Source organism: Bifidobacterium sp. UBA744 (assembly GCA_002298605.1).
Lineage (GTDB): Bacteria > Actinomycetota > Actinomycetes > Actinomycetales > Bifidobacteriaceae > Bifidobacterium.
In genome coordinates this window covers 53878-76967 of the sequence record DBKS01000045.1, presented here as the reverse complement: position 1 = coordinate 76967, position 23090 = coordinate 53878, and the positions used below count along the sequence as shown (strand labels likewise).

Here is a 23090-nt window from a genome sequence, read left to right as displayed (position 1 = left end):
GTAGATGCCTAAGCGCACCGACATCAAGTCCGTGATGGTGATCGGTTCCGGCCCGATCGTCATCGGCCAGGCCGCCGAATTTGACTATTCCGGCACCCAGGCCTGCCGCGTGCTGCGCGAGGAGGGCATCCGCGTCATCCTCGTCAACTCCAACCCGGCCACCATCATGACCGATCCGGAAATGGCCGATGCGACCTACATCGAGCCGATTTCCACCCCGATCCTCGAGCAGATCATCGCCAAGGAACGCCCCGACGCATTGCTGCCCACCCTGGGCGGCCAGACCGCTTTGAACGCGGCGATGGCGCTGGGCGAGGCCGGCGTGCTCAAGAAGTACGGCGTGGAGCTCATCGGCGCCTCGCTGGACGCCATCGACCGTGGCGAGGATCGCGAACTGTTCAAGAAGGTCGTCGACGCGGCAGGCGCCGAGTCGGCCCGCTCCCGCATCGCCCACAGCCTCGAGGAATGCGACAGGATCGCCGACGAGCTGGGCTATCCGCTGGTGGTCCGTCCGTCGTTCACCATGGGAGGCCTGGGCTCCGGCATCGCGCACGACGAAGAGGAACTGCACCGCATCGCCGGCGCCGGCATCCATTATTCGCCGACGGACGAGGTGCTGATCGAAGAGGGCATCGAGGGTTGGAAGGAATTCGAGCTCGAGCTGATGCGCGATCGCAACGATAACGTTGTGGTGGTCTGCCCGATCGAAAACGTCGATCCCGTGGGCGTGCATACCGGCGATTCCATCACCGTGGCGCCGTGCTTCACCCTGACCGACCGCGAGTACCAGAAGCTGCGCGACATCGGCATCGCCATCATCCGCGGCGTGGGCGTGGACACCGGCGGCTGCAACATCCAGTTCGCCGTGAATCCGAGCAACGGTCGCATCATCGTCATCGAGATGAACCCCCGCGTGTCTCGTTCGTCCGCCCTAGCCTCCAAGGCGACCGGCTTCCCGATCGCCAAGATCGCCACCAAGCTCGCTCTGGGCTATACGCTTGATGAGATCCGCAACGACATCACCCAGTCGACGCCCGCCTCCTTCGAGCCGACCATCGACTACGTAGTTACCAAGGTGCCGCGTTTTGCGTTCGAGAAGTTCCCCGGCGCCGATCCGACGCTGACCACTTCGATGAAGTCCGTCGGCGAGGCCATGGCGTTGGGCGGAAACTTCCAGGAGTCGCTCGGCAAGGCGATGCGTTCCATCGACAAGCGCCACATGGGCTTCAACTGGGACGGCGACAAGCCCTCCGCCGATGAGGTCGCCGAACTGCTCAAGGCCATTCACACGCCGACCGAGCATCGCTATCTGCAGATCCAGCGTGCCATCTGGGGCGGCGCCACGGCGCGGCAGATCTTCGATGCCACCAAGATCGATCCCTGGTTCATCGAGCAATTCATGCGGATCAACGCCACCGCCATGGAAGTGCGCGCGTCGGAGACCCTGACCCCGAAGCTGCTGAAAAAGGCGAAGCTGGCGGGTCTGTCCGATCTGCAGATCGCGCATCTGCGTCATCTGGGCGACGAAGGCGAGAACACCGTGCGAGAGCTGCGGTGGAGCTATGGCCTGCGCCCGGTGTACAAAACCGTCGATACCTGCGCGGCCGAGTTCGATGCGGCCACCCCTTATTACTACAGCTGCTACGCCGACGAATCGGAGCTGCGTCCGCGCAAGCGCGAAGCCGTGATCATCCTCGGGTCCGGCCCGAACCGCATCGGCCAGGGCATCGAGTTCGACTACACGTGCGTGCACGCGGTGCAGGAGCTTGGCAAGGACTATGACACGATCATGGTCAACTGCAACCCGGAAACCGTGTCCACCGACTACGACATGTCCGACCGCCTGTACTTTGAGCCGCTGACCTTCGAGGACGTGCTTGAAATCTACGAGGCCGAGAAGAAGTTGGGGCCGGTTAAGGGCGTCATCGTGCAGCTTGGCGGCCAGACCCCGCTGTCGCTCGCCGCCCGGTTGAAGGCGGCCGGAGTGCCGATCCTGGGAACCACCCCCGAGTCCATCGATTTGGCGGAGAATCGCGAGCTGTTCGGCCAGGTGCTCAAGGAAGCCAAGATGAACGCGCCGCGCTATGGCACCGCGCTGAGCCTTGACGAGGCCTTGGAGGCCGCCCATCGCATCGGATACCCGGTGCTGGTGCGTCCGAGCTATGTGCTCGGCGGACGTGGCATGGAAATCGTGTACGACGACGCGCAGCTTGAGAAGTACGTGGACCGCGCCCTTGACGAGGCCCAGGCCGACACCGTGGTGTCCGGCCGTCTGCCCAGCCCTCTGCTGATCGACAAGTTCCTGCAGGATGCCATCGAAATCGACGTTGATGCGTTGTTTGACGGCAAGGAGCTGTATATCGGCGGCATCATGGAGCATGTCGAGGAGGCCGGCGTCCATTCCGGCGACGCCGCATGCACCCTGCCGCCGTCCACGCTGTCCGACGACCAGATCCGTCGCCTGCGCGAGGGCACCTACGCCATCGCCAAGGGATGCAACGTGCGCGGTCTGATCAACGTGCAGTATGCCTTCATGGCCAACACCCTGTATGTGATCGAGGCGAATCCGCGTGCCTCCCGTACCGTGCCGTTCGCGTCCAAGGCCACCGGCGTGGCGCTGGCCAAGGCCGCGGCGCGCATCATGGTGGGGGAGAGCGTCGCCGACCAGCGCGCCAATGGACTGCTGCTGCCCAAGGGCGACGGCGGCACCATTCACCGCGGCCAGCAGGTGGCGGTGAAGGAATCCGTGTTGCCGTTCAAGCGCTTCCGCACTCCTGTCGGCAAAACCGTCGATGTGCTGCTCGGGCCCGAGATGCGCTCGACCGGCGAGGTCATGGGCTTTGACCGCGACTTCCCGCACGCCTTCGCCAAGAGCCAGCTCGCCGCCTATGAAGGCGGTCTGCCGACCCATGGCAACGTGTTCGTCTCGGTGAACGACACCGACAAGCGTCAGCTGCCGATGGTCGCCGTCCGGCTGGTCGAGCTCGGCTTCACCATTTGGGCCACCGAAGGCACCGCTTCCGTCCTGCGTCGCTACGGCATCGAGTCCAAGATCGTCGACAAGATCTCGACGCGTATGGACGCCGATCCCGACTCGCCGGTCGAAGTGCGCCATGCGGAAGGCTCCACGGGCAAAAACGTGGTCGAACTCGTTGAGGAAGGCAAAATCGACATGATCCTCAACACGCCGAACTCGCGAGGCTCCCGTTCCGACGGCTATTCCATACGCGCCGCCGCCATTGCGGCCGATGTACCGCAGTTCACGACGATGACCGAGTTCTCCGCCGTACTGCTCGCCATCGAGGCCGTGAAGCACAATGATTACCAGATCATGAGCATCCAGGAGCACTCCAAGCAGCTCTTCGAGTTGGAAAGACGGGATTTCTGATGGATCTGTACGGTGAGGAACCAATGGAGACGCGACGTTCCGATTTCGGAATGCGTCTGAAACAATGCATGGACAAATATGGTCCGCTCTGCGTTGGCATTGATCCTCACCGTAAGATTCTGACCGATTGGGGATATAACGTCGACGCCGAAGGCGCCGAACTGTTCTCCATGCGCATGCTGCAGGCCGCGCACGGACGGGCCGCAGCGGTCAAATTCCAAACCCCCATGTTCGAGCGCTACGGGTCCAGAGGCTTCGCGGCGCTCGAGCGCGTGCTGTACGCAGCCCGTCAGATGGGCATCATCACCATCGTGGATTGTCTGCACGGCGGATTGTCCACCACCATTTCAGCCATCGCGGACGCGTATTTCAAGCCGGGCGCCCCTCTGCTGGCCGATGCGATCACCCTGCTGCCGTATTACGGGGCCAGGTCGCTGTCCGGCCTGATCGACGAGGCGCTGGACAATGGCCGTGGCGTGTTCATCGCATCGCTGACCTCCAACCAGGAGGGGGCGAGTCTGCAGACCGCCATCAGACAATCCGGCGAATACAAGGGCAAAACCGTGGCCTACGGCATCGCCTCCACCGCGCAGAAACACAATGCCGACATTGAGGGCATGGGTTCCGTCGGCCTGATCATCGGCGCGACCATCGGCCAGTGGATCAAGGATTCCGGGGTCGATCCGGCAAAATTCACCGGCCCGATCCTGTCTCCCGGATATGGGTGGCAGGGCGCCGAAGCCAAGGACCTCAAAACGGTGTTCCGTGGCACCTCGGGCAATGTGCTGGTGACGGTGTCCCGGTTCATCGCCGCTCACGGGCCGGATATCGCCATGCTGTCCCAGGCGACGGAGTCGATCGCTCTGGATGTGCGTCAGGCGTTGCTGGAAGCCACTGAGGAGCATCACGCCGAGGATGACGAGGAATCGTCCGCATTCGGCCGCGCAACCGAAACCAGCACGCCATTGACCTTCGTCCCCGTCGACGGGAACGGCGCTCAGCAGTCCTCCGCCGCGACGCGGCAGCCTTCCGATCCGGCGGCTGACGGCGAATAAGCCGACAAGACGTCCCGCTATCGTTATTCCCTGTTCGTAATGTCCCTACCGTAAGGAGCCGCAAATTATGACAACGTTCCATTCCTCCGGACGGCTGATGGTGCTCACCGGGCCCACCGCCGTGGGCAAGGGAACCGTTGAGTCCGCCCTGCGCGCCAAGCACCCCGAGGTATGGGTTTCCGTTTCGGCCACCACCAGGGCTCCGCGTCCGGGAGAAGTCGACGGCGTGAACTACTGGTTCATGGACGATGGGAAGTTCGCCCGCAAGGAGGCCGACGGCGAGTTCCTGGAAACGGCCGTCGTGCATGGCATGGCTCATTACGGCACGCCACTCAAACCGGTTGAGGAGCATCTCGCCAAAGGCGTCCCGACCATTCTCGAAATCGACCTGCAGGGCGCCCGCCGCGTCAAGGAACGCGCGGCCGAGCTGGGGCTCGACGTGCTCTATGTGTTTCTCGCGCCGCCGAGTTTTGACGAGCTGAAGCGACGCCTTGTCGGTCGCGGCACCGAAACGCCGGAACAACAGGCGCGTCGATTGGAAACCGCCAAGGTCGAGCTTGCCGCCGAATCCGAATTCGACGTCACCATTGTGAACACCACGGTGAACGAGGCGGCCGACGAGTTGTGGCGGCTGATCGAGCGGGAATACGATCTTCGTTAGGGCAATTCCACATTTTGGGTATTGACAAAAGCGGTATCCTCTGCAAGTGCTTGAATGGTCCGTATGGAAATGCGTTCTGAAAAAATCATGAACGGGCGCGTCTTTGCGGGCGCCCGAGCTCTGTATCGCGCCGCCGGCGTCGACGGCAAGGATTTCGGCAAGCCGATTGTCGCCATCGCGAATTCCTTCGACGAATTCGTGCCGGGCCATGTGCACCTCAACAAGGTCGGCCGCCTCGTCTCCGAAGCGGTGAAGCAGGCCGGCGGCATCCCCCGCGAGTTCAACACCATGGCCGTGGACGACGGCATCGCCATGGGGCACACCGGCATGCTGTACTCGCTGCCGAGCCGCGACATCATCGCCGATACCGTGGAATATCAGGTGAACGCCCACTGCGCCGACGCGCTGATCTGCATCTCGAACTGCGACAAGATCACCCCGGGTATGCTGATGGCCGCGCTGCGTCTGAACATCCCGACGATTTTCGTCTCCGGCGGCCCGATGGAAGCCGGCACCACGGTGCTTTCCGACGGCACCGTCAAGAAGAACACCGATCTGATCGATGTGATGTACGCCACCGCCGACGACAACGTCTCCGAGGAGGATTTGCTCGCCTACGAGAAAACCGTGTGCCCCACCTGTGGTTCCTGCGCCGGCATGTTCACCGCGAATTCGATGAACTGCCTGACGGAGGCCATTGGCCTGGCGCTGCCGGGCAACGGCACCGTGCTGGCCTCCCACGCCTTCCGCAAGCAGTTGTTCGAGCGCGCCGGCAAGATGATCGTGGAGCTCGCCAACCGCTATTACCACGAGAACGACGAGTCCGTGCTGCCCCGCTCCATCGCCACCAAGCACGCCTTTGAGAACGCCATGACCATGGACGTGGCCATGGGCGGTTCCACCAACACCGTGCTGCACATCCTGGCGATGGCCCAGTCCGCCGACGTGGACTTCACCCTTGACGACATCGAGCGCATCAGCCACACCGTGCCCTGCATCTGCAAGGCCAGTCCATCCGGCAGCTGGGAGATCTCCGACGTGCATCGCGCCGGCGGCATCACCGGCATTCTCGGCGAACTGGACCGCGCCGGCAAGTTGCATCGCGACGTGCACTCAGTCGATTACCCGAGCCTCGAGGACAAGCTCAACGCATGGGATATCATGCGCGACGGCCATCTCAAGGAAGCCGACACCTTCTTCCGCGCCGCGCCGGGGCATATCGTCTCCCCGGAGCCCTGGACGCACGAGACGCTGTTCGATTCGCTCGACAAGGATCGCGTGAACGGCGCCATCCACGACATCGATCACCCGGCGGTCACCGAAGGCGGTCTGGCCGTGCTGCGCGGCAACCTCGCCCCCGACGGCTGCGTGGTGAAAACGGCCGGCGTACCGCAGGAGATCTGGAAGTTCCGCGGCCCGGCCCTGGTCGTCGAATCGCAGGAGCAGGCCATCGAGGTCATTCTCAACGACACCTTGAAGCCGGGTATGGCTCTGGTGATCCGCTACGAGGGCCCCAAGGGCGGACCGGGCATGCAGGAGATGCTGTACCCGACCTCCTTCGTCAAGGGCAAGGGCATCGGCAGGCAGGTCGCGTTGCTCACCGACGGCCGGTACTCCGGAGGCTCCTCCGGCCTGTCCATCGGCCATATCGCCCCCGAGGCCGCGAGCAAGGGGCCGATAGCGCTGGTCCGCAACGGCGACATCATCAACATCGACATTCCGGCGCGTACCGTGAACGTCGAGTTGAGCGACGAGGAACTTGCGCAGCGCCGGGCCGAGCTCGAGGCCGGCGACGGCTATGTGGCGCATCGCGACCGCAAGGTTTCGCTGGCCCTCAAGGCGTACGCCGCCTTCGCGCGTTCGGCGGATAAGGGCGCCACGCGAGACCCCGAGCTGATCAACAAGCTGTCCGGCCTCGCGTAGCCTTCGCGGCCGTGGTGGGCAGGTCCGGGCTGACAAGTATAATCCTGAAGGTTGAAGAGGCTGTATATCAGCCGACACACATTTGAGGAGACGTAATCCATGGCTTTCGGTACCGAACCAACCCCGACCGGTCTGGCGAATCCGCCTATTGACGATCTTATGGAGCATGCCGATTCGAAGTACGCTCTTGCCATTTTCGCAGCCAAGCGCGCCCGTCAGATCAACTCCTACTTCACTCAGCTGAATGAGGGTCTGCTGCAGAACGTTGGCCCGCTGGTTGAATATCAGAATCAGGAGAAGCCGCTTTCCATCGCGTTCCGCGAGATCAACGACGGTCTGCTCGAGGAAACCCTTGGCGAGGACGACGTCAACGAAGGCAACTGATTTCGCCAATCGGCGAATCGCGTGGAATGTCAACGACACGCTTGCCGTTCGCATCGTCAGCGACTACAACTGGCAGACAGGAACGAACGGAACAAGAGGCTCGCATTTGGTCACTTGGCCTGATGCGGGCCTCTTGGCATGCTCAGGCATGCGTCTCGGTCCTGATAACAGAACAACCACGTATCATTGTGCTTCGCCGCATCCGCCCATGTGGGGCACCGGCGGGGCGATAAGTCCGGAAAGGGATGATATGACTGAAGAAAAACGGCTTATTTCGGCCGAATCCGTTACTGAAGGCCACCCCGATAAGGTGTGCGACCTTATTTCCGATTCCATTCTTGACGACTTGCTCAGCCAGGATCCGCAATCGCATGTCGCCGTCGAGACTTCGGCGGCCACCGGCGTGTTCCTGGTGTTCGGCGAGGTGACCTCGGCCGGCTATTGCGATGTGCAGGCCAAAGTGCGTGAAGTGCTTCATGAGATCGGCTACACCAGCTCCCAGGTGGGATTGGACGCCGACTCCTGTGGCGTGATGGTGGCGATTACCGGACAGAGCGCGGAAATCAATCAAGGTGTGGCCCGCCTGGATTCCAGGCAGGAGTCCGCCGCAACGCGCGAGGAACGGTATGAGGCGCAGGGCGCCGGCGACCAGGGCGTGATGTTCGGCTATGCCACGGACGAAACCGAGGCGCTGATGCCGTTGCCGATCTACCTGGCGCATAAGCTCGCCTATCGTCTGGCCCAGGTGCGCAAGGAAGGCATCGTGCCGCATCTGCGTCCGGACGGCAAAACGCAGGTCACGATCGAATACGATGAGCACGATCACCCGGTGAAGGTCGAAACCGTGCTGATCTCCACGCAGCATGATCCCGAAGCGACCCATGAGTGGCTTGAAGCGCAGTTGAAGGAGCATGTGATCGACCCCGTGCTTGATGAGGTGCTGGGCGACAGGATCGAACATCAGGGGTATCGCCAGTTGGTGAACCCGACCGGGTCGTTCGTTCTCGGCGGACCGGCGGCGGATGCCGGACTCACCGGTCGCAAGATCATCGTCGACACCTACGGCGGCGCCGCGCATCATGGCGGCGGCGCGTTCTCGGGCAAGGATCCGAGCAAGGTCGACCGTTCCGCGGCCTATGCAACCCGTTGGGTGGCCAAGAACATCGTCGCCGCCGGGCTGGCGCACAAGGTCGAGGTGCAGGTCGCGTACGCCATTGGCGTGGCGGACCCGGTGTCGGTGAACGTGGAGACCTTCGGCACGGAAGAAGGCGTGACCCGCGGCCAGATCGCCGCCGCCGTGCGCAAGGTGTTCGATCTGCGCCCGGCCGCGATCATCGACGAACTTGACCTCAAACGGCCGATCTACAAGAAGACCGCAGCCTATGGTCATTTTGGCCGCAATGATCCGGATTTCACCTGGGAGGCGACCAATAAGGTCGATGAGCTCAAGGCGGCGATCGCCGAGGGCTGATTGGCCAAGCCGGATTCTGACCGTTCGGCATCTGCCGGCATCCCGTGCGGGCGGCTGGCGGCGGCGGATGGTTCGCCGGGCGCTGTGGGGTTGTATACGCCATGGCGCCCGGTTTTGTTTTATGCTGGGGGACGATGAGTACACAGCATGCGCAGCAATTGACGCTTGACGGGTTCGCGCCTCGCAAACGCCGTCGTGCGTCTGCGCGCCGCACCGCGGCGGCGTCGAATCCGATCGCGCAGGTGGTGCTTGACGTGCAGGCGACGCATCTGGGAAGAAGCTTCGACTATCTGGTGCCGAGCGCCATGGATGGGGACGCCAGGCCCGGCGTGCAGGTGCGCGTGCGCTTCGGCGGCCAATTGCTCAATGGCGTGATTTGGTCGCGGACCGAGTCAAGTCCGACGCCCCTGTCGTCGCTGCGCTACCTGGAACGGGTATTGAGCCCGATTGTGGTGGTGGGGGAGCAGATGCGCCGGGATATCGCCTCGATAGCCGACTACTATGGCGGTACCCGCGCCAATATCCTTCGCTTCGCCATTCCCCCGCGCGTGGCGCGCGTGGAGACGGAGCAGGCTCTGGCTGCCGGCGGCGAGGGGACTGTCGGCTCCGTGGCGTCGCATGCGGGGGAACGGCTGCGGGCCTCGGCGGACGACGAATGGAAGCGCATCGTCGCATCGTATGACCAGGCCTCGGCGTGGCGGGCGTCGTTGGAGGGACACGGCTTTGCCGAAGTGGTGGTCGACAGTCTTCCCGGGACGCTGACATGGGCCCGGGATGCGGTCTGGATGATGATGGACGCCCTGCTCGTTGGAAAATCGGTGGTGATGGTGCTGCCTGATATGCGACATGTCTCCGATGTCGACGAAGTGCTGCGAACCGCCGGATTGCGGCGTTTCGCCCCCAGTGAGGCGGCACATGGAGGCTGGTCCGGCGATTATGTGGTTTTGTCCGCGGCCAGCGCGATATCGCCGGCCGAACGATATCGCGCCTATCTGGCGGTGGCCGGCGGACAGGTTCGCTGCGTCATCGGTACTCGGGCGGCCATGTATGCGCCGGTGTCGGGCAGCGCGCTGTTCGCCATCGTCGACGATGTGGCCTATCAGAACGCGGACGGGTTCATGCCGTATCCTCAGGCGCGCGGCGTGCTGCGGTTGCGGGCGAGGAACCATGGCGGCGTGTTCGTCGCCCTGGGTCATGCGCGCAGCCCCATCAGCCAGGCGTCCCGTGCGACCTTCGTGCATGCGTTGCCGACCGTGGCCAAGGAGCGCTCGCCCTGGTGCCGTTGGCTGAACCGCGAGGAACTAGTGCGTTTGGGCGATCCCACAGCGGGCGTGAGGGTGCCGCACACCGCGGTGAGGGTACTGGGCAAGGCCCTGGAATCCGGGCCGGTGCTGCTGTCCATACCGGCTGAGGGCGTAAGCGAAACACTGAGCTGCGCGAAATGTCATCGGCAGGCCCGCTGTCCGCGATGTACGGGACCTCTGGAATTGCCGAGAGGGGCGTATCGTCCCGACGGTGGGACCGGCGGACCCGGCGGGCCCGCTTCGGACGCTTCGAGCGGTCGGAGCGCGGCGCCTCGTTGCCGCTGGTGCGGGGCGGCTGCCGTCGGATGGCGTTGTCCGCACTGCCGGGGTGGTCGAATGAGCGTGGTTCACGTCGGTGCGGCAGGAACCGCGGTCGAGCTGCAGGGGCTGTTCCGCGGCGTGCCGTTTGTGGTGTCGTCGCCCCATCAGCCGAGGGGAGTCGTCGAATCGATCGCCGACCGTCCGCAGCTGGTGATCGCGACTCCGGGCTGCGAACCGCGGGTGCGCCCGACCGGGCGTTCCGAGGCGGGGAGCGATGACGCCGCGGCATTGCAGACGGGATACCAGGCCGTGGCGATCCTCGATGCGTGGACCAGCCTGTACGCGCTGGGGGTGGACGCGCGGACCGATACGCTGACGGCGTGGATGCGTGCGGTGGCGTTGTGCAAGCCCCGCACGCTTGGAGGCCAGGCCCTGCTGCTGGGCCAGACCGATCCGGTGCTCGCCCGGTCCCTCGTCGAATGGAATTCGCCGTGTTTGGCGGCTCAGGAGCTGCTTGAACGCCAACAGACCGGTTTGCCTCCGGTGGTTGCCGCGGCGTGCGTATGGGGGCGTCGCGACGCTGTGGCCTGGGCGCTGCGGCAAGTCGGCGTGCTCGACGGCGAATGGGCCGAAGTTGCGGTCCCGGATGCGAATGGCGGATCGGAGGTGCAGCCTTCGGTGCTTGGTCCGGTGCCGATCGCTCAACCGGCCACCATGAACGCGCGCGAACTTGAGGAGACCCGCGATCGGGTCAAAGCCGTGGTCCGTGTGCCGTTGCCGCGACGAGAGGAATTGGCGTCGCGTCTTCGCTCGGCTGTGGCGAAGCATGTGGCGACTCGGACTCCGGGGGAGTTGCGCTTTCAACTTGATCCCAAGGACCTGATCTGAGATGGTGCGCGGCACCGCGGAACCTGCGGTGTCACGTCGGCGGATGGCGGGACAATGCAGATGTGACCAGGTGCCGATGGCGGAAAGGAACATGACAATGGCAAAGGGATGGCCCGGAGAACCGCAAATGGAATCTGATGTGCTGGTCGCGGAGGGCAATGCCGCCGCTCATGCCGGCAAGGCGATCACCGATGTGATATTCGACTTCGGCAATGTGCTGGTGTTTTGGGATCCCGGCAACGCCATGGTGGGCCGGTATTCGCGCGACAGCATCGAATGGTTCCTCGATGACGCCAATTCCGGCCTGTATTCCGCGTCGGATCTGATGGACGGAGGAACGAGTTGCGCCGAGGCGGAGGCCTGGGTGTTGGCGAATCGAGGCGAACGCGCCGCGGAGATGATTCGCTATTATGATGCGAATTTCGTGGATTCGCTGGGCGGCGCCGTTCCCGGCGCCCGCAAGCTGATCGAAGATCTCAAGGCGGCGGGCGTCGGCGTGTGGGGACTGTCGAATTGGGCTTCGGAACTGTTTCCCATCGCCTGGTCCGGGTATCCGATCCTGCATTCGCTGGACGGCAAGGTGGTGTCCGGCCTGGTCGGGCTGCGCAAGCCACACACCGATATCTACGAGTACGCCCTGTCGAAGTTCGGCATTGCCGCGGATGGGGCGGTGTTCGTGGACGACAAGGCGATGAATATCGTGGGCGCCAATTCGGCGGGAATCCGCGGTGTGAAGTTCACCGACCCCTATAAGTTGCGTGCGCTGCTCATTGACGCGGGAGTGAACGTCCCCGCCGTGAAGTAGCCGCCGGTTCGTAGGGAATGAGGTGCCCCGGGATGCCCTATGATGGACGATATGTTGAAAGTGTTGTTCGCAGGATCCCCGGAAGTCGCAGTCCCCTCGTTGAAGCTGCTTGCGGAGGACTCCAGGCATTTCGAGGTCGTTGCCGTGCTGACCCGCCCGGACGCGCCGACCGGGCGCGGCCGCAAACTGGTGGCGAATCCCGTCAAGCAGGCCGCGCTGAAGCTCGGCATCCCCGTGCTCGAGTCGGATCCGGCCGCCCCAGGATTTCTTGAAGAATTGGCCGCCACCGGCGCCGAGGCCGCCGCCGTGGTGGCGTATGGCAAGATCCTGAAGCAGCCGGTGCTCGACGCATTGCCGCTTGGCTGGTACAACCTGCATTTTTCCCTGCTGCCGCAGTGGCGTGGCGCGGCACCCGTCCAACGGGCCATCTGGGCCGGCGACACGCTTACCGGTGCGACGGTATTCCGCATCACGCGCGATATGGACGCCGGTCCGATTCTCGCGCAATCCACCGTGGAGATCGGTGCGCACGAAACCAGCGGCGAATTGCTGGCACGGCTGGCCGAAGACGGATCGCATGTGCTGGCCGCCTCGCTGGAGGCGCTGGCGGAGGGGAGTGTCTCCCCGATCGAGCAGCAGCCCGGCGCGTTTGAAGTGGCCGCCAAGATTCGTGTGGAAGACGCCCATATCCGCTTTGACGTGCCGGTGTTCGCCGCCGACCGTCAGATCCGCGCCTGCACGCCGAATCCCGGGGCGTGGTGTCTGTTGCATAGCGAGGGTCGCGATGCCGATGGCGACTGTGGCCGGCCGACGACGCTTCACGTGCTTGAGGCGCGTCCGGCTGACGCCTCGACGCCGAACGCGCCCGACGCCGGCGAGCTGAAGCCGGGCGAATTGCGTGCAGGCAAAAAGAACGTATGGGTCGGCACGCTGTCCGACCCGCTCGAGCTGCTTCAGGTCAAGGCACAGGGCAAAAAGGCCATGCGCGCCGCGGATTGGGCCCGCGGAGCACGTCTGGCCGCCGACGCCTATGTCGATTAGACGATGAGCCCGATACGACGACGGTTTGTCCGGCGTTCCCAATGACGCCGGACAAACCGTCGCTAGGCGCGCAGCAATCGCAGCAGCAGCGACAAGTCGCGTTGGTTGATGGCATGTGGGGCCGCGGCCTGCGTGGCGGGTTTGGCGCAGAACGCGACGCCGAGACCCGCCTCCATAATCATTGGGATGTCGTTGGCTCCATCTCCCATGGCCACAGTCTGCTCATGCGGTACCCCGATGCGTTCGGCCCAATCGTGCAATGCCTGCGATTTGGTCGCCTTCGTGACGATCTCGCCATTCAGCTCGCCGGTGAGCAGGCCGTTGCCGTCGACGCCCAGGCGATTCGCCAGCGCGAAGTCGATGCCGGCGTCGGCGACCAGCTTGTCGACAATCTCGTGGAACCCGCCGGACACCACGCCGACCTTCCATCCGTGACGGTGCAGAACGCCGATGAGCTCCAATGCCCCTCGGGTGAAATGCAGGTGCTCATACACCTGGTCGAACACCGTGGAGGGCAGGCCCCTCAGCAGCCCGACCCGGGCGCTCAGAGCCTCAAGGAAATCCAGTTCGCCGTTCATCGCGCGCGTGGTGATCGCGGTGACCTGCTCCCCACGGCCCGCAATCACGCCCAATTCGTCTATAACCTCTTCGTCGATCAGCGTGGAATCGACATCCATCACCAACAGTCCGGGTCGGCTGAGCGTGGGGGCTGTTTCGTTCGTTTGGGGTTGGCACTCGTCAAAAGGCTGTGAGATTTCTGCAGACATACCCATGATTGTCGAAAAACCTTGGGACAATGGCCTAATGCATGAACTTTGCACGACTGGAACGGGACTGATCGCGGCCATCACCGATTGGCTGGTATGGCTGATGGAGCGAGTCGGCGGCTTGGGGGTGGGGGTCGCCATTGCGCTGGAATCCGTGTTTCCACCCATTCCCTCCGAAGTGATTCTGCCGTTAGCCGGTTTCACCGCGTCCCGTGGCGCATTCGGGTTGGCTTCGGCGATTGCCTGGGCGACCATCGGCTCGCTGGCCGGCGCGTGGCTGTTGTATGGCATATCGCGCTGGGTGGGATTGCGCCGCATCCGGCGGGCCGCCGACAAAATCCCCGGAGTGAGCCGTCGCGACATCGCCAGGGCGGACGCATGGTTCACCCGATACGGCACATGGTCGGTGCTCATTGGGCGCGTGATTCCCGTGGTGCGTTCGCTGATCTCCATTCCCGCGGGGTTCAACGGCATGGATTTCTGGCGGTTCACCGGATGGACGTTCCTTGGATCCGCCGTCTGGAACACCGTGCTGATTTCCGTGGGCTACGGGCTCGGTGAGCGGTGGTGCTCGATCCAGGGGGCGCTCGATGCGTTCGAGGATCTGGTAATCGCTGCCGTAATTGTGGTCATTGTGCTGTGGGTTGCGCGCAAAGTGCGTACTGTGGTGACTGCCCGCGCCGATGGGCCGAAACCCGGTGCGGGGGAGTGAGACGATCGGAACGAGCGGAAAGGACAATCGTATGGATACCAGCGCGGCGAATCCCGATGATGACGACCGGCGATCCGCATCTCGGGAGGAGTTGGCCCAACAGCTCGATCGTCTGCGCGAGAAGAACCATGCGTTGGCGAATGCGCTGACCAGGGCCAGTCAGGAGCTCGGCAAGGCGAAAACGCAGCTCGCCCAGCTTGCGCGGCCCCCGAAGACCTTTGCCATTATGGTGAAAGTCGATCAGGTGACGGTGGATGACGACGGCGTGCAGCACGCCAGCGCCGAGGTGATCAACGGGGCGCGGCATATGGTGGTGCCGATCGCCCCGAATGTCAACGCCGCGCGGTTGGCATGCGGCCAGACGGTGCTGCTGAACGAGTCGATGGTGTTGGTCGAGGCGCGGGACATGCCTTTCACCGGTCCGATTCGTCTGGTCGATCAGGTGCTGGACCCCGCCAGACTGGCCGTCCGCGATCCGTCGGGAACCATCAGTGTGGTGCGGCGGTCCTCCGCGTTGGCCACCGCTTCGGTGAAGCGCGGAGACAAGGTGGTGGTGGACCTCAATGGCATGATCGCCTTGGAGTCGCTGCCGTCCGAAGAGGACGCCGATCTGGTGCTCGAGGAGGCTCCAGACGTCACCTTTGACGACATCGGCGGGCTCGACGATCAGATCGAACGCATTCGCGACGCGGTGCAATTGCCGTTCCGTCACCGCCAATTGTTCCGCCGGTTCGATTTGCGGCCGCCCAAGGGCATACTGCTGTACGGTCCTCCCGGCAACGGCAAAACCATGATCGCCAAGGCCGTGGCCCACAGCCTGTCGGACGCCACGCCCGGAGTGGACGGCGTGTTCCTGTCGGTGAAGGGTCCGGAACTGCTCAACAAGTATGTGGGCGAGTCCGAACGACTGATCCGCATGATCTTCGATCGCGCCCGGGAACGCGCGGCGGACGGGCGGCCGGTGATCGTGTTCATCGACGAGATGGACTCGCTGCTGCGCACCCGGGGCTCGGGGGTCTCCTCGGATGTGGAAACCACCATTGTGCCGCAGTTCCTCGCCGAGCTCGATGGCGTGGAAAGCCTTGACAACGTGATGGTGATCGGCGCGTCGAATCGTGTGGACATGATCGATCCGGCGGTGCTGAGGCCGGGACGGCTGGACGTCAAGATCCGCATCGATCGGCCCGACGAGACGCAGGCCGGGTCGATTCTGCGCCATTACATCACGTCGTCGTTGCCTCTGGCGCCGTTGCTGAACGCCGGCGCATTGGTGTCGCTGATTGTGCGGGATGTCTTCGCTCGCGAGGATCGACGTCATGTCTGCGACGTGCAGAGCGAGAACGGCGACTGGTCGTCGGTGTACTTCTCCGATGTGATCTCCGGCGCGACCCTGAAGAACATCGTCGATCGGGCGAAGACGAAGGCCGTCAAGGCGTCCATCGAGTCCGGAAGCGACGTGGCGCTTGACGCGGGTCTGTTCGGCCGTGCCGTCGAGGAGGAGTTCCGCGAGACCTCCGATGCCATCTGCACCACGGATCCAGCCCAATGGTCCCGCATCACCGGGTTGGAGAACGGCCGCGTGGTGCGCATCGAACCAACGTCGAAGCCAACGTCGAAACGGTAGGCGACCCGGTTTCCGAAGACCGCGGCGACAGCCACGAACAGCAGTGAGGAAGGAACGCAATGAGCGTACGGCGTGTGATGGGCACCGAAACCGAATATGCGGTTTCGGCTGTGGGACAGGATCGATACAACCCGGTCAGACTCTCCTTCGACGTGGTTGACGGCGCCTCCGCCCCGCGCACCCGCCATATTCGATGGGACTATCGGCAGGAGGATCCGGTGAACGACATGAGGGGACATCGGCTGAACCGCGCCTCCGCGCGGCCGGACATGCTGACGGACTCCCCGCAGCTGCAGATCACGAACGTGCTTGCCTCCAACGGCGCGCGCATTTACGTGGATCACGCCCATCCGGAGTACTCCGCGCCGGAAACCCGGGACCCCTTCGATGCGGTGGCGTGGGACCATGCCGGCGACGTGATGATGCAGGCGGCCGCGCGGCGGGCGAGCGAGACGGCCGGATGCCGCATTGTGCTGCACCGCAATAACGTGGACGGCAAGGGAGCCAGCTGGGGCACGCACGAGAATTATCTGATGCGTCGCGACGTGCCGTTCGACACCGTGGCCGCCCTGATGATCCCGCATTTTGTCTCGCGCCAGATCTATGCCGGTTCCGGCCGCGTCGGATTGGGCGAACACAGCGAAGGCGACGGCTTCCAACTCAGTCAGCGCGCAGACTACATCCATGCCAAGCTCGGATTGCAAACCACCTTCGACCGTCCGATCGTCAACACGCGCGACGAGCCGCATGCCGAATCCGAATCGTGGCGGCGCCTGCATGTGATCGTCGGCGACGCCAACCGCATGGAAGTTCCCCAAGTGCTGAAGCTTGGCGTTACCAGCATGCTGCTGTGGCTGCTGGAACATGCCGACGAGGGCGGGGTCGACATGGGGGCGCTGCTGTCATCCCTTGAACTTGCCGATCCGGTGGAGGCCATGCACACGGTGTCCCATGACCTGACGCTGTCCAAGCCACTTGAACTGCAGGCTGGCGGAACCGCCACCGCGTGGATGATGCAGGTTCGTCTGCGCGCCGCCGTGTATGCGGCCGCCGCGGTGGTGTACGGCACCGACACCACCGGCGAACCGGTATGGCCCGACCGCTCGACCACATCCGTGATGGCGATGTGGGGGCAGGCGCTCGCCGACGTGGCGGCCATCCGGCATGCCGATGACACCGAGCGTATGGCGATGAGCGCCGAGGCATCCCGGGTGGAATGGCTGGCGAAGTGGCAGCTGCTGGAGCGTCTGCGGCGCAAGGCGGGCTTGGATTGGTCGAGTCCGAAGCTGAAGGCGGTGGATTTGGGATGGGCCGCGCTCGACCCCCGCACCTCCGTCTGGGCCAGGATGGAGCCACGCAGCGAGCATGTGCTCGATGCGGCGGCAGTGGACCATGCGGTCGGCGAGCCGCCCGTCGATACACGCGCCTGGTTGCGTGGACAGCTGGTGCGGCGGTTCCCGGAGGAGACGATCGCCGTTTCATGGACTCATCTGACGGTGCGGGCGGGCGGATCGGACAGCCTGAGCCTTGATATGGCCGATCCGTGCGCGTTCGGCCGGGACGCCTGCGCAGACGCCCTGTCGCGCTCGTCGTCAGCCGTGGAATTGTTGAAATCCCTGAGCTGATTACTTGGCGCGTTGCACGGAAGAAGGTACAATCTGCCGTGGGTATGACGACGGATACGATACAGGCATAAAAGAGGCCGAGGTCATCAGGGGATCTCGGCACGGATGACGCAGCATAGCTCATTATCGGCAATCAGCAAAAGGACATGGAGCAAGTATGGAATGTCGTACATTGGCGTTGAGGGCGGTGGACGCGGCCGTTGAAGCCGGCAAGCATGCCCTGCAGGAGCAGGTCAATCCCCACGATCTCAAGATGGTGTCCATCCCGCGCAGCCGCAGGCAGTTCACTTCGGATGTGGACGATCTGCTGATTCGCTTCGTCCGCAATCGCCTGGCGAATGTCGAGCCATTCGACGGATTCTGGGAGGACGAATCCGGCCATCTCAAGCCCGGTGGCCGGTATTGGTGCGTGGGGCATATCGATGGCGTGATCAACTACATGCGTAACATGTCCGAGTGGACCGTGACCATTTCGCTGTTCGAGGTGGACGAGCACGGTGAGGCCAAGCCGATCGTCGGCGTGGTGCATGCCCCCGCGCTGGGGCTGACCTATGTGGCGGCGCGCGGCAATGGCGCGATTCGCATTCGCAACACCCCGATCGGGGAGAAGCGCGAGAAGGTGGTTCCCTCCATCACCCCCACGCTGGATGACTCCGTGGTGAGCTTTGGCATGTCGTATTTTCCCAGGGAATCCGAACGCGCGCTGAAAACCGTGTCGGCGATTGCCGGCAAACCCGCCGATGTGAAGCGTGTGGGGCCCGCCTCGCTGGACCTGTGCAAGGTCGCCGACGGCACATACGATGCGTATTTCGAACCGATGCTGCATTCATGGGACATTCCCGCCGTCGCGGCCGGCGCCGTGGTCGTATGGGAGGCCCAGGGTCGCCTGAGCCAGTGGAACGGCGATGACATTCATTGGAACAAGGACAATGACGTGGTCGCCTCCAATGGTCTGATCATCGACGATTTGCAGCAATATCTCATGCCCAAGCAGTGATGTGAGTCGTGCCTGGTCGGCAGTTTGCGCAGGCCGGGGAATGGAATTGCCACCATGCGCGCAAGTATGCGCAGAAAGAGAGGGACGATATGCCACAGCAGCAGGAATCGCGGCAGCATAGCGATCGCGTCGAGGCTGAGCAGACGCGGGTCGAGCGCGTCGACAAGCAGACGGACGATCAGTTTGACGATCTCGATGCGGTGCTTGACGATATCGAATCCACGTTGGAAACCAATGCGGAGGAGTACGTGAACCGCTTTGTGCAAAAGGGCGGCGAGTGATGCCCCAGTTGCGGGTGGAGCGTGCCTCCGATTCCGTGGAAGTCGCCGGCGACAAGTCGGGCGCATCGGCCACCTCCCATGAGCATGATCATGACTATTCACGCATTTTCGGCATAGAAACCGAATATGGCGTGTCGGTGACCGGTACCGACAAGCCATGCGACGCCGGTCAGGTGGCGATGATGATGTTCCAGCCGGTCGTGTCCCAGGCCCGTTCCACCAACACGTACCTGTCCAATGGGGCGCGGCTGTACCTTGATGTGGGATCGCACCCCGAGTACGCCACGGCCGAGGCCCGCGACCCCATGACGGCATTGCTGCAGGACATGGCCGGGGAACGGGTGATGGCCAGCCTCGCCCGAGACGCCCAACAGCGGCTCAGACGGCTTTATGGCGAGCAGGCCGCCGTGCATGTGTTCAAGAACAACGTCGACTCCGAAGGCCATTCATTCGGGTGCCATGAGAACTATTTGGTCCGTCGCTCGGTGTCGTTGAAAACCATCGAGCGCGAGCTCATTCCATTTCTCGTCACCCGCCCGCTGTTCTGCGGGGCCGGCAGGATTGACGAGCAGGGCGCCTTCCAGCTCACTCAGCGGGCGGATTTTCTTGATGACGCGGTTTCCAGTGCCACCACGCGGTCGCGGCCCATGGTGAACACGCGGGACGAACCCCACGCCGACGCGGACCGATTTCGTCGTCTGCATGTGATCGTCGGAGACTCCAACCGGTCTCAGGTGGCTACATGGATGAAACTCGCCACCACGCATCTGGTGCTGTGCGTGATCGAAGAGCACCAGCGTTCGGGTGGTATGTCGCCGTTTGCGTCATGTGCGCTGGCCGATCCGGGACAGGCGATCAAAACGGTGAGTCGCGATATGACGGGAAAAGCAAAGCTCGCCCTGTCCGAAGACGTCCCGGTGCGCCGGGAATACAGCGCGCTGGATATTCAGCGCGTGTATCTCAATGCGGCGCAACGGTTCGTTGCCGGTCACGCCGATGCCATGGACGGCATTCTTCCGGATGCCGCTCAGGTGCTGGAATTGTGGAAGCAGGCGCTGGACACCGTGGAAAGCGGGCAGTGGGAACGGCTGTCGACCTGGGTGGATTGGGCCGCCAAACGGCGTTTCATCGAGGCCATGCGCCGCCGGCATCCCCAACTTGACGCCGCCCGTCTGATGCAGCTTGATCTCAACTACCACGATATCGCCAACGGAACCGTCGTCGAGTCGTTGCGACGACATGGCGCGATGCGCACTCTGCTGGGCGAGGACGCGATCGCGCAGGCGATGGCCACGCCGCCGTCCAATACGCGCGCCGCCTTGCGAGGGGCGTTCGTCGCCGCGGCGCTTGCATCGGGGGCTCAGTGGTCGTGCGATTGGACCCATGTGACGCTGGGTCATCCGGTGCGTGAGGATTGCGAGCTGCTCGACCCGTTCAACGCCCGCCCCACACCCGACTATCTTAGGGTGATGGCGGCGCTCGGCTAGGTCATGAGGGCCGCAAGGGCATAAAAAATCCGGTCTCCGGATCCGATGGGGTTCCGAAGACCGGATTTTCCGGCATTGGGGGAATTACTTCCTTGACCGTGCCGCATTGACGAAGGCAAGTGCCACTACGATGACCAGGACAACCACCAGCACGATGAATCCATTGAGGAATACCGTGGTCAGGCTATTCGCCGCATGACCCATCAACAGTGCGATCACCGTAAATGGCGCGAGGAAATTAGCCAGATTGTTCAGCACCATCATAACCTTGGTGACATTGTCGGAATTGGCCGCACTCGTTGCGTTGCTGGCCGCGCCAAAGGTCCATGGCACGAAGAATCCGAATGCGAAGCCGATAAGGACACAGCTGACCACTGCGGAAACCAGGCTCGGGCTCAGTGCCAGCAGCAGATAGGCTACCGCCATAAGCGCCGTTGCCAGCGTGATGGTGTGATAGCGCAATGCCGCAAAAACGCGACCGTATGCGATGCCCGCGATGATGACGACGAAGTTGATGGCGCCGATCAGCAGGGAGCTTACCGAGGCGTTGGCGATATCGTACACCTTAAGGTATTCGGGCAGCTTGACGACGCTGACCATGTATGAGGTCATCAGCACGAACGTCATGACGCCGCTGCCGGCCACAACCCACCAATTTGTAGTGGTGGGGGCGTTCGAATCCGCGGTTTCCGCCGTGTCGCCGGCGAGCGGGATGTCGGGCACATGAGCCTGGTAGAAAATCAGCACAAGCACGGCAACCAGATAAATCGCGAATACGGCATGCCAGTTGAGGAGCAGCAGCAGCGAGACAAGAATCGAACCGACCGTCGCGCCAATGCCCTGGAAGGCGTTTTGCCATCCGAGCAGCCTGGATTGCCGATCGCCTTGGTATGAAACGGTGATGAGGCTTACCGCCAGGGAGTTGTAGGTTCCCAAGCCGGCGCCGAGCAGTAGACGAGCGCCGAGCAGTACCCAGATGTTCCATGCGACGAGCGAGAGCACAGTGGAAATGATGACCATCCACAGGCCGATGAGCACTGTTTTCTTGGTGCCGACCTTACGTACGATCCAGCTCGACACCACAATGAACACCGCCATCGCGAACGACGGAATGGATGCGACCTGATCGGCCATGGTCTGTGAAATCTCCGGGAACGATTCACGGATCGCGTTTGCCGCGGGCGAGACGATGCCCGTGGCCATGGTCAGCAGCGACAGCATCAGGATGCCGACGGACTGCTTGGTGAATATCTTGGTATCAGTTGTCGTATCAGACATACTTCCCCTTAGACTCGATTGCTTCCGGATCAGAGAATCTGGCAGAATTCGATGGTTTCGTGGTTGGGGCCAAGCACATTGAAGTATTTGATGCCGTTGTCCCAGAACGTCGGGATGGACTGGATCGAGCCCTCGACGAGTTCAAGGCCCATCGCCTTGGCATCTTCGAAGGTTTTCTCGATGTCAGGGGTGTTGAGCGCCACGTGATTGATGGCGCCGTTCTGCATTGGCGCCGGGTCGCCGGTCCAGGTTTCGATGGTCAGATTCCCGAACCGAAGGAATGCGCACTGTTTGCGCCCCTCGTCAAAGGGGAACGGGCCGAATTGCTTGAACCCGAGCTTCTTATAGTAATCGAGCGTGACGTTGAGATCCTTGGAGGGAATGCCGACGTGCTGTACACCTGTAATATCGTCTTGAATTGCCATGTTTTCCTCCCTATGAATGTGATGTCCGGCTAAGGGACGTGTATATTCGCTCCCTAGCCGTTTCAAAAATAATCTTTTTCCATCGTGGACAGTCGTTTCTTGCCGCATGTAAGCGTCGAAAGTTGTGATGTTTGCCACAATAGGGCTCGATGGAGGCTAGCGCGGCACCGTGTGACGTCGCCAGTCACGTCCGTAAGGGGGGCACCCCCGCTCGATTATCGTCGTCTTGCCGAGTCGATCGCGTCCGGGGGAGGAAGGGGAGGGCATGCCGCAACTATGGCGAAAGGGGCCACGACGTTGTTGTCGCGACCCCTTTCGCCATACGCATAAGCGCTTACTTGACGACGGCCTTCTTGAGCAGGGAGCCGGCGGTGATGCGAACGCCGTAGGAAGCCGGGATCTTGATGGTCTCGCCGGTGCGCGGGTTGCGGCCGGTGCGGGCTGCGCGCTTGACGCGCTCCGCGGAGAACAGGCCAGTGAGCTTCAATCCTTCGCCGGACTGCAGCGCCTCGACGAAGACGTCCTGGAAGGCGTTCACGGCGGCTTCGGCCTGGGCCTTGGTCAGGTTGGACTTCTGAGCGATCTTGGAAACCAGATCAGACTTGTTGTATGCCATGGTTAAGCATTCCTTCTGTCGGGGGCTCCCTCATTAGCGTGAGAACCCATCGGTCATCATCGATGATAGCGCAAAACCTCCGATTTTGGCGCATTTT

The 23090-nt window shown here is 62.9% G+C and carries 19 protein-coding genes and 1 riboswitch; of the genes, 15 read left to right on the top strand and 4 right to left on the bottom strand.

What is annotated here, in order from left to right; all coding sequences use genetic code 11:
• Positions 1–4 precede the first annotated feature (4 nt).
• The 9 genes from carB to fmt all read left to right on the top strand — a co-directional run bounded on the left by carB (position 5) and on the right by fmt (position 13181).
• Entirely contained in the window at positions 5–3388 is a 3384-nt protein-coding gene (gene carB, locus B2994_RS04880; protein ID WP_291527252.1) for a carbamoyl-phosphate synthase large subunit, read from the top strand.
• Between the two features lie 23 nt (positions 3389–3411).
• Positions 3412–4443 carry an orotidine-5'-phosphate decarboxylase gene (pyrF, locus tag B2994_RS04875; protein ID WP_291527251.1) on the top strand — a complete coding sequence of 344 codons (1032 nt, stop codon included), beginning with the start codon at positions 3412–3414 and terminating at the stop codon, positions 4441–4443.
• Positions 4444–4510: 67 nt separating this feature from the next.
• Entirely contained in the window at positions 4511–5104 is a 594-nt protein-coding gene (gene gmk / locus B2994_RS04870; protein WP_291527250.1) for a guanylate kinase, read from the top strand.
• A 63-nt stretch (positions 5105–5167) separates the two neighbouring features.
• Complete coding sequence (gene ilvD / locus B2994_RS04865; protein ID WP_291527249.1) at positions 5168–7027, top strand: dihydroxy-acid dehydratase; 1860 nt, start codon at positions 5168–5170, stop codon at positions 7025–7027.
• Between the two features lie 99 nt (positions 7028–7126).
• Positions 7127–7411, top strand: a complete 285-nt coding sequence (gene rpoZ, locus B2994_RS04860) for a DNA-directed RNA polymerase subunit omega (RefSeq protein ID WP_291527248.1) — start codon at positions 7127–7129, stop codon at positions 7409–7411.
• A gap of 179 nt (positions 7412–7590) precedes the next feature.
• Positions 7591–7666: riboswitch (SAM riboswitch) on the top strand.
• The gene (gene metK, locus B2994_RS04855) at positions 7662–8882 is read left to right on the top strand and encodes a methionine adenosyltransferase (protein WP_291527247.1); all 1221 of its coding nucleotides are present in this window, start codon (positions 7662–7664) and stop codon (positions 8880–8882) included. Its footprint overlaps the riboswitch before it by 5 nt.
• A 134-nt stretch (positions 8883–9016) precedes the next feature.
• Entirely contained in the window at positions 9017–11335 is a 2319-nt protein-coding gene (locus B2994_RS04850; protein ID WP_291527246.1) for a primosomal protein N', read from the top strand.
• A gap of 97 nt (positions 11336–11432) precedes the next feature.
• Positions 11433–12140 carry an HAD family hydrolase gene (locus B2994_RS04845; protein WP_291527245.1) on the top strand — a complete coding sequence of 236 codons (708 nt, stop codon included), beginning with the start codon at positions 11433–11435 and terminating at the stop codon, positions 12138–12140.
• 51 nt (positions 12141–12191) lie between these two features.
• The gene (gene fmt / locus B2994_RS04840) at positions 12192–13181 is read left to right on the top strand and encodes a methionyl-tRNA formyltransferase (protein WP_291527244.1); all 990 of its coding nucleotides are present in this window, start codon (positions 12192–12194) and stop codon (positions 13179–13181) included.
• Between the two features lie 62 nt (positions 13182–13243).
• Here fmt and serB read toward each other — a convergent pair whose 3' ends face one another.
• On the bottom strand, positions 13244–13948 hold the full coding sequence (gene serB / locus B2994_RS04835) for a phosphoserine phosphatase SerB (protein ID WP_291527243.1): 705 nt from the start codon (positions 13946–13948) through the stop codon (positions 13244–13246).
• A gap of 37 nt (positions 13949–13985) precedes the next feature.
• Between serB and B2994_RS04830 the strand changes: the two genes are divergently transcribed.
• The 6 genes from B2994_RS04830 (at position 13986) to pafA (ending at position 20674) form a co-directional block, all read left to right on the top strand.
• Positions 13986–14660 carry a DedA family protein gene (locus B2994_RS04830; RefSeq protein WP_291527242.1) on the top strand — a complete coding sequence of 225 codons (675 nt, stop codon included), beginning with the start codon at positions 13986–13988 and terminating at the stop codon, positions 14658–14660.
• 31 nt (positions 14661–14691) lie between these two features.
• Positions 14692–16284, top strand: coding sequence for a proteasome ATPase (arc, locus tag B2994_RS04825; RefSeq protein ID WP_291527241.1), 1593 nt, complete (start codon positions 14692–14694; stop codon positions 16282–16284).
• Positions 16285–16343: 59 nt separating this feature from the next.
• Positions 16344–17909 carry a depupylase/deamidase Dop gene (gene dop, locus B2994_RS04820; RefSeq protein ID WP_291527240.1) on the top strand — a complete coding sequence of 522 codons (1566 nt, stop codon included), beginning with the start codon at positions 16344–16346 and terminating at the stop codon, positions 17907–17909.
• Between the two features lie 157 nt (positions 17910–18066).
• A complete protein-coding gene (locus tag B2994_RS04815; protein ID WP_291527239.1) occupies positions 18067–18906 on the top strand; it encodes an inositol monophosphatase family protein in 840 nt (279 codons plus the stop codon).
• 89 nt (positions 18907–18995) lie between these two features.
• Positions 18996–19187, top strand: coding sequence for a ubiquitin-like protein Pup (locus B2994_RS04810; RefSeq protein ID WP_291527238.1), 192 nt, complete (start codon positions 18996–18998; stop codon positions 19185–19187).
• Positions 19187–20674, top strand: a complete 1488-nt coding sequence (pafA, locus tag B2994_RS04805; RefSeq protein WP_291527237.1) for a Pup--protein ligase — start codon at positions 19187–19189, stop codon at positions 20672–20674. Before B2994_RS04810 ends, pafA begins: the two co-directional genes overlap by 1 nt.
• 84 nt (positions 20675–20758) lie before the next feature.
• Here pafA and B2994_RS04800 read toward each other — a convergent pair whose 3' ends face one another.
• The 3 genes from B2994_RS04800 to B2994_RS04790 form a co-directional block, all read right to left on the bottom strand.
• Entirely contained in the window at positions 20759–21952 is a 1194-nt protein-coding gene (locus tag B2994_RS04800) for an MFS transporter (protein ID WP_291527236.1), read from the bottom strand.
• Between the two features lie 29 nt (positions 21953–21981).
• On the bottom strand, positions 21982–22377 hold the full coding sequence (locus B2994_RS04795) for a VOC family protein (protein ID WP_291527235.1): 396 nt from the start codon (positions 22375–22377) through the stop codon (positions 21982–21984).
• A 334-nt stretch (positions 22378–22711) separates the two neighbouring features.
• Positions 22712–22993, bottom strand: a complete 282-nt coding sequence (locus B2994_RS04790; RefSeq protein WP_291527234.1) for an HU family DNA-binding protein — start codon at positions 22991–22993, stop codon at positions 22712–22714.
• Positions 22994–23090 lie beyond the last annotated feature (97 nt).

Bases quoted from the DNA above. Each gene is read 5' to 3' on its own strand.
- metK (WP_291527247.1), top strand. From the start codon at position 7,662: ATGACTGAAGAAAAACGGCTTATTTCGGCCGAATCCGTTACTGAAGGC.
- B2994_RS04850 (WP_291527246.1), top strand. From the start codon at position 9,017: ATGAGTACACAGCATGCGCAGCAATTGACGCTTGACGGGTTCGCGCCT.
- B2994_RS04795 (WP_291527235.1), bottom strand. From the start codon at position 22,377: ATGGCAATTCAAGACGATATTACAGGTGTACAGCACGTCGGCATTCCC.
- pafA (WP_291527237.1), top strand. From the start codon at position 19,187: ATGCCCCAGTTGCGGGTGGAGCGTGCCTCCGATTCCGTGGAAGTCGCC.
- serB (WP_291527243.1), bottom strand. From the start codon at position 13,948: ATGTCTGCAGAAATCTCACAGCCTTTTGACGAGTGCCAACCCCAAACG.
- arc (WP_291527241.1), top strand. From the start codon at position 14,692: ATGGATACCAGCGCGGCGAATCCCGATGATGACGACCGGCGATCCGCA.
- B2994_RS04815 (WP_291527239.1), top strand. From the start codon at position 18,067: ATGGAATGTCGTACATTGGCGTTGAGGGCGGTGGACGCGGCCGTTGAA.
- B2994_RS04790 (WP_291527234.1), bottom strand. From the start codon at position 22,993: ATGGCATACAACAAGTCTGATCTGGTTTCCAAGATCGCTCAGAAGTCC.
- carB (WP_291527252.1), top strand. From the start codon at position 5: ATGCCTAAGCGCACCGACATCAAGTCCGTGATGGTGATCGGTTCCGGC.
- B2994_RS04845 (WP_291527245.1), top strand. From the start codon at position 11,433: ATGGCAAAGGGATGGCCCGGAGAACCGCAAATGGAATCTGATGTGCTG.
- pyrF (WP_291527251.1), top strand. From the start codon at position 3,412: ATGGAGACGCGACGTTCCGATTTCGGAATGCGTCTGAAACAATGCATG.
- fmt (WP_291527244.1), top strand. From the start codon at position 12,192: ATGTTGAAAGTGTTGTTCGCAGGATCCCCGGAAGTCGCAGTCCCCTCG.
- B2994_RS04800 (WP_291527236.1), bottom strand. From the start codon at position 21,952: ATGTCTGATACGACAACTGATACCAAGATATTCACCAAGCAGTCCGTC.
- ilvD (WP_291527249.1), top strand. From the start codon at position 5,168: ATGGAAATGCGTTCTGAAAAAATCATGAACGGGCGCGTCTTTGCGGGC.
- dop (WP_291527240.1), top strand. From the start codon at position 16,344: ATGAGCGTACGGCGTGTGATGGGCACCGAAACCGAATATGCGGTTTCG.
- gmk (WP_291527250.1), top strand. From the start codon at position 4,511: ATGACAACGTTCCATTCCTCCGGACGGCTGATGGTGCTCACCGGGCCC.
- B2994_RS04830 (WP_291527242.1), top strand. From the start codon at position 13,986: ATGCATGAACTTTGCACGACTGGAACGGGACTGATCGCGGCCATCACC.
- B2994_RS04810 (WP_291527238.1), top strand. From the start codon at position 18,996: ATGCCACAGCAGCAGGAATCGCGGCAGCATAGCGATCGCGTCGAGGCT.
- rpoZ (WP_291527248.1), top strand. From the start codon at position 7,127: ATGGCTTTCGGTACCGAACCAACCCCGACCGGTCTGGCGAATCCGCCT.